Origin of the sequence: Rhodococcus sp. JS3073 (assembly GCF_026810085.1) — a bacterium.
In the GTDB taxonomy this organism is placed as follows: Bacteria; Actinomycetota; Actinomycetes; order Mycobacteriales; family Mycobacteriaceae; genus Rhodococcus_F; species Rhodococcus_F wratislaviensis.
Window position 1 is genome coordinate 1,989,414 of the sequence record NZ_CP113951.1, and the last position, 6,623, is coordinate 1,996,036.

General features: G+C 69.0%; 5 protein-coding genes. 4 read left to right on the top strand and 1 reads right to left on the bottom strand.

Features of this window, described 5'->3' with window-relative positions:
* Nucleotides 1–3 precede the first annotated feature (3 nt).
* The gene (locus OYT95_RS09330; protein WP_268791244.1) at nucleotides 4–435 is read left to right on the top strand and encodes a hypothetical protein; all 432 of its coding nucleotides are present in this window, start codon (nucleotides 4–6) and stop codon (nucleotides 433–435) included.
* 1 nt (nucleotide 436) lies between these two features.
* Here OYT95_RS09330 and OYT95_RS09335 read toward each other — a convergent pair whose 3' ends face one another.
* Nucleotides 437–1,933 carry an Hsp70 family protein gene (locus OYT95_RS09335; RefSeq protein WP_268791245.1) on the bottom strand — a complete coding sequence of 499 codons (1,497 nt, stop codon included), beginning with the start codon at nucleotides 1,931–1,933 and terminating at the stop codon, nucleotides 437–439.
* A 246-nt stretch (nucleotides 1,934–2,179) separates the two neighbouring features.
* Between OYT95_RS09335 and OYT95_RS09340 the strand changes: the two genes are divergently transcribed.
* From OYT95_RS09340 to OYT95_RS09350, 3 genes are all read left to right on the top strand, one after another.
* On the top strand, nucleotides 2,180–3,337 hold the full coding sequence (locus OYT95_RS09340) for a hypothetical protein (protein WP_268791246.1): 1,158 nt from the start codon (nucleotides 2,180–2,182) through the stop codon (nucleotides 3,335–3,337).
* Between the two features lie 88 nt (nucleotides 3,338–3,425).
* On the top strand, nucleotides 3,426–5,171 hold the full coding sequence (locus OYT95_RS09345) for an Isoniazid-inducible protein iniA (protein ID WP_268791247.1): 1,746 nt from the start codon (nucleotides 3,426–3,428) through the stop codon (nucleotides 5,169–5,171).
* Nucleotides 5,168–6,616 (top strand): dynamin family protein, encoded by a 1,449-nt coding sequence (locus OYT95_RS09350; protein WP_268791248.1) that lies wholly within the window; start codon nucleotides 5,168–5,170, stop codon nucleotides 6,614–6,616. The genes OYT95_RS09345 and OYT95_RS09350 overlap by 4 nt, the downstream gene beginning before the upstream one ends.
* The last annotated feature ends 7 nt before the right edge of the window (nucleotides 6,617–6,623 follow it).

Consider the following 6,623-nt stretch of genomic DNA (forward strand, 5'->3'; position numbering starts at 1 on the left):
GCAGTGAACAGCAGCAGCGCCCCCACCGTGATCGGTGGGGGCGCTGCTGTTTCCGTGACGGCCCGCGTTGCGCACGGCGTAACCTCCGACATGATGACTTCGGGCGCCGATCTCACCTTTCGCCACGCCGCCACGTACACGGTGGCGGTGATGGCCGGTGCAGTCCTCGTCGCGCTCCTTTCGGTCGCGTGGATGTCGATCGGGTCCGGTGACTGCGCCGAGTCGATGATGGAGTGTGCCGGCGGGGAGAAGTACGTCCTCGTCTTCGGTCCACCCACGTTGCTGCTCTTGGGCGGTGTCGGAGCCTTCGTGCAGACATACCGGGTGTGGCGGGCAGGCGGCCGGTGGCCGATCTGGCAGGGTGCGGGCTGGATGCTGTTCGTGTTCATGCTCATCTACGCCTCACTGTCGGCTCGCGCACTCACCGAGATCTGACCTACCGCGGTCCGGCACCGCCGCGTCCCGGCATTCCGCCGCCCATCGGCTGGGCGGGCGCCGGGTTCTGCACGGTGTATTCCTGCACGGTGTCGTCCTGCGCGGTCTCGTCGGCCGACGAAGCCTGTTCGACGGACGAAGTTGTGGTGGACGTCGCCGAGGGAGCGTCGTCCTGGCCGATCAGTTGGGTCGCCGCCGCGCCCGCGCCGAGGAGGACGAGCACGACGACGCTCGCCGCCACCATCCATCCCCGGATCCCCGACTTCGGCGCCTCCCTCGCCGGCACACTCCTCGGCGCCACAACGATCGTTGCGGGCGGTGCGACGCGCCGGGTAGGCGCCTCAGCCGATGCGGGCGGGGGCAGCACGCGCGACGACGCTGCTGCCACGACCGGTCGCGGCGCCGCCGGTGGTGTCACCCGGGGTCCCGGTGCCGACATCACCCGGGAACCCGACTGTTGTAGCGATGCCCGTTCGGCGATCACCGCCGCGCCGCGGGCGGACGCCGTCGCCGGCTCGGGTGAGACGACGAGTGGGACGTCCACGGCCGTCGAGAACAGTTCCGACACGAGCGGGACCGCTGCTCCGCCGCCGAGGAGGACGACAGCGTCGACGGGGGTGCCGATCTCGGTGAGGCGTTCGAGTTCACGGGCCACCGTGTACGCGGCGCGGGTGAGTGATCCGCGGATGACTTCCTCGAATTCGGACCGCATGACGCGTATCTGGCGTCGGATTCCGGGGAGCTCGACGGTCACCACGGCAGAGGTGTCCTGCGACAACCGCTCCTTCGCAATCCGGCAGCGGGCGGCGAGTTCGGTCAGCGCACCGTGGTGGGCGGGATCGTCGACGTCGAAGTCCGGGTTCGTGTTCAGTACGAGCGCGACCACGTGTTCCATCAGCAGCCGGTCGGCGTGGTCGCCGCTGAAGTCGGCGCTCCGCGTCGATCGGACCACACCGAAATCGGCGCCGCGCCTCGTGGCCAGGGTCAGGTCGAGGGAATGGGCTCCGACGTCGCACAGCAGCAGTGTTGCGTAGTCGTCGAGCGTCTCGACTCCGGAGATCCATGTGAGTGCCGCAATGGTTTCGGGGATCACGGTGACGGTGCGATGCTGCAGCAGACCCCAGCGGCGGATCTCGTCCTCGAGTTCCTCGACGGCGTATTCCGACCAGCCCGCCGGAGCCCCAACCACCACGTGGTCGGGCGACGGGGTGCGGCCACGAATGAGGCAGTCCAGCGCGGTGGTCACCAATTGCGCGGCCGGGGTCCGGGTTCCGTCGTCGCCGATCACCGGAACCGGATCACCGACCCGGTCGATGAAGTCGCGAAACACGATGCTGCCCTGAGGAAGCGGACCGCTGCGGTGCGGGCCGAGGGCGGGCGCGCTGCTCGACGACAGCACGAGCTCGGCCGAGTGCCGCACCACCGCGAACCCGTCGCGCTCCCGGTGCATCTGCGATTCACCGTGCATCTGCGCGGACACGAACGAGTCGGAACCCATACTGATCCCCATCGATGTCCGCATGTCGTGATCTCCGTTCCGTGGTGACGGCAGGCGTCTTTCCTGCCGATCGAAACGCTAAACCGCCTTCCTGTGCCGACCACTGTGTGCTTCCTGCGATGTTCCTGTGTGCGGCTTCGCGCGCCCCTAGGGAAGGTGCAGCGTCCTCCCATGGTCTTCCCAGGAACGGCCCATACCGTCGTCGGCAGTCGCCTCGAAGGGGCAAACCGAGATGAAGGAGCACTCATGACGAGAAGCGAAATCCACCCACCGCAACCCGACCTGGGCGGCGCACCCCACGCGGCGGACCTTCTTCGCAACGGACTCGACGGGCTCCTGCGCGACCTCCACCCGACGAATCCCACCGGCGGAGAAGCCGCTCAGCACGGTGCACCGCAGCGTAATTCGCAGTCGGCCGACGAATCCCGCCACGATTCACCGCGCGACAACAGCAGCCGCGGGTTCGAGAACGCCGGACACGACACCGGCAACCAGACCCACCAGAACAACGCCACCGACCACGACGGACGCACCGATACCCACAATGTCGCGGGAGCGGGAGCCGGCCACGAGACCTCACAGCCTGCGTTCACTCAGGCCAACCCGGTTGCGACGCAGCCGTCGACTCTGGCACCGACGGCATCGCTGTCCTCACCGACGTCGCCCGCCGCCGTGCAACCTGGTGCAGCGAGTGCCGCACCCACGGCCCAGCCGATCACGACGACCCCGGTGTCGACCCACTCCGATACGGCGGTGACGTATACACAGAATCAGAATCAGGTTGCGGATCAGCAGAATACGCGGAGTTCGGAGCCCACTTCGACCTCTGCCGACGAGGGCACACGAGTAGCGGCGACGACATCCGACTCCGCCACGCAGAACGCGACGGCGCCCACCGCGGATCTCGGCCGATCCGAGACGACGACAGCATCGTCTGTCGCGACCGACGACCATGTGACGGCCACCGCGACCCAGACCCAGACACCGGAGGCGACCACCACAGCGACAACTCCCACGGCGGCAACGGCGCCGGCCGCGGACCACGGCCAGTCCCAGGAGACCACCCCGCCCACGGCTGTCGCCAGCACCGCGGCGACCGGCGATCTCGGGTCGGCGGATCACACGACCTCGAACACGGATCTCGGCAACGCCACCACGACAACCGACACCACCACGACCCACCTCACGAGTACGACCGACACCGCAACGACCTTCGACACGGCGACCTCGTACGACTCGAGCACCACGTATGACTCGAGCGCCGCACTCGACACCGGCACGTCACTCGATGCGACGAGTGCGACGAGCCTGTCGTCGGGGTTGACGACCGATTCCGGTACCACTCTCGACACCCACGATCAGAGCCTGACTGCGACGACGACCGTCGACCAGCACGTGTTCTGACCTCGACGTGGCGGGCCCGCCGACTCCCCTGCACGCGGGCCCGCCACTCCCCTCTCCAGAACGTCCGTCACCCACTCTTGCGGAGATCATGAACGCCACCCTCGAATCCCCCGCCGTCGCCACCCCTTCGCGCTCGAATCTTCCTGCCGAGACCACTGCGTCGATGGCGGCGCTGCTGACGCAACTCGCGGCACTCACCCGGACTGCGGGTCGCGGCGATCTCCTGACCCGGCTGTCGCACACCGAGTCTCGTCTCGCCGATCCGCGCACGCGGGTCGTGGTTCTCGGCCTGACCGACAAGGGTGTCAGTTCGGTGGCAGGTGCGCTCGTCGACGCGGATGTGTCGGCGACCGCGCAGTCCCGGCACGAGCCGGTGGTCGTCGAGTACGGGCCTGTCGCATCGGACCCGGATTCGACGATCACGCTCCCCCACGACCTGCTCGCCGAGGGACTGGTGCTCGTCGACGCACCGGGATTCTCCGGTCACGCTCCCGCCCGCGCCGCGGACACCCTGGCACTCGTCCCCACGGCGGGCGCGGTGCTGTTCGTCTCCGATGCGAGCCAGGAATACACCGAACCCGAGATCGCCCTGCTCACGCAGGTGCACCAGCTGTGCCCGATGGTGATCTGCGTCGTCAACAAGATCGACTTCTATCCGCGCTGGGCGCACATCCAGAAAGCCAACCGCACCCACCTGCAGAATGCGGACCTACCGCTGCCGCTGCTGCCGGTGTCCGCACTGATGCACGCGGACGCCCACGAGACCGGTGACGACGCGCTCGACGTCGAATCCGGCATCCCGCAACTGGTGGACTACCTGCGCAATCAGGTCGTCGCACAAGCGGATGTCGTGCTCCGCGATTCGGTGATCGCCGATGTTCGCACCGTCACCGACCATCTCTCGCTGTCGCTGGGCGCCGAATTGGATGCGCTGGGCGATCCGCGGCGCGGCGCCGCGCTGCTCGAACAGATGACCCGGGCACGCGCGGCGGCGGATCAGCTCCGGCAGCGATCCGCGAACTGGCAGTACACGCTGGCCGACGGGGCTGTCGAGTTGATGACGGACATCGAGCACGACCTACGTCATCGTCTGCGCACCGTCATCCGCGCGGCTGAGGAGGACATCGGCAAGTCCGACCCGGCACCGCGGTGGGAGGAGTTCGGTTCCTGGCTCGACGGCGAGATCGCGACGTGTGTGCGCGAGAACTTCGTGATGGCCCACACCCGTTCGCGGGCCCTCGCCCTTTCGGTCGCACAACGCTTCGCCGAGGACGGCAAGGTCCCGGTTCCCGCGCTGCGCATCGACGACGTGGACCATGTGCTCGAACCCGTCAACACCCTCGAATCCCTGGAGAGCGCGCAGGGTTTCACACAACGCGTCCTCTCCAGCATGCGCGGGTCGTACGGTGGCGTGCTGATGGTCGGCCTCGTCACGAGCCTCGCAGGCCTGGCACTGGTGAATCCCTTCTCGATCGGTGCCGGAGTTCTGCTCGGCGCCAACACGTATCGCGAGGACCGCAAGGCGCGCACCGCCCGCAGACAGGCGGAGGCGAAGGTGGCGGTGTCGAGATTGATGGACGACGTCATCTTCCAGGTGGGCAAGGAGTCGAAGCAGCGGCTGCGCGAGGTGCAGCGCGTCCTGCGCGACCATTTCACCGACCTGGCCAACGAGATGCTCCGATCCGTCGACGATTCGTTGCGCGCGGCGACGGACGCGTCGAAGATGCATGACGATCACCGTGCGACGCGGTCGGCGCAGATCCGCACGGAACTCGACACGCTGCGGCAGATCCGAATGCAGGCCGCCGGATTCACGGGGCGGGTGGCGGCATGAGCGTCACTCGCCTGGGAGCGCAGACCCGTCAGCTGATCGATGCCGCCCGGCACGAACTGCGCGGCGACCCCGCCTCCGTCGAGGAACTCCGGCACTGCGGCGCCCGTCTCGAGGAGCCGCTCCGCGTCGCCCTCACCGGGACGCTGAAGGCCGGGAAGTCGACGCTGCTCAACGCCCTCGTCGGTGAGGAGATCGCGCCCACCGACGCCACCGAGTGCACCCGGGTGGTCACCTGGTTCGAGCAGTCCGCCACGCCGCGGATCGATCTCACCCACGACTCCGGACGCCGGACGCGACTGCCCGTGCACCGGGACGAGGGCAGACTCTCGCTGGATCTGGGGACGGTGACCGCGGATCGGGTGGAGCGACTGCAGGTGGGGTGGCCGTCGGCGCTGCTCGGCGAGTTCACGCTGGTGGACACTCCCGGAACCTCGTCGAACTCGCGGGACGTGTCGGCGCGCACCCGGGCGCTGCTCCTTCCCGAGGACCGGCCGTGCGACGTCGACGCCGTCGTCTACCTGACCCGGGGCACCGACGGCGCGGACGTGCGGTTGCTCGACCAGTTGCAGACCCGGGTCGGCACGGCGACCGGTCCGCTCGGCATCGTCGGTGTGCTGTCGCGCGCCGACGAGGTGAAGGGCGGCCGCGAACGCACCCTCGAGGCCGCCCGGGCCGCCGCGGACGACGCGGGTCGCCGGGTGCAACGGAGCCTGCTCGCCGTGTCGGGACTTCTCGCGCTCCGCGGCCGGACGCTGCGTCAGACCGAGTTCGACGACCTCTCCGTGCTCGCAGCCGTTCCGGACAGCACACTGGAAACCGCGCTGCGCTCGGTCACCCGGTTCACCGCCGAGGACGCCGATCTCCTGCTGGCGGCGCGGCAGCGACGCGACCTCCTCGACTGTTTCGGCCTCTTCGGTATCCGGTTCGCGGTCAGGCTGATTCGCGCGGGTGCGACCGACGCGCCGGCGCTGGCCCGCGAGCTGACGACGCACAGTGGCCTCGAGGACCTTCGCCGCACACTGCATCTGCAGTTCGGTCAGCGCAGCACCGAATTGAAGGCGCACTCGGCGCTCAGGTCGCTGAAGGCCGTGCTGGCCCGCACACCGTCGTCGGCGAGCCGCAGCCTGAGCAGGGCGGCCGACCGGCTGCTCGCGGACACGCACGTGTTCCGGGAACTGCGGGTGCTGTCGGGACTGCGCACCAGCGGTCTGCAGTTGCGGGACGCGGACGTCGTCCTGCTCGAGCGGGTGCTCGGCGGCGAGGGCATGTCGCCGCACACCCGCCTCGGCATGCCCGACGACGCCGCCCCGGAGCAGATCTCGCGCGTCGCGCTGACGGCCCTGCGGTTCTGGCGGTCCCAGGCGGGACGCCCGGTCATCGACACGGCGACGGTTCAGGCGTGCGCGTGCGCGGCGCGGTCCTGTGAGGCTCTGCTCGCGCGGTGAGCGGTCA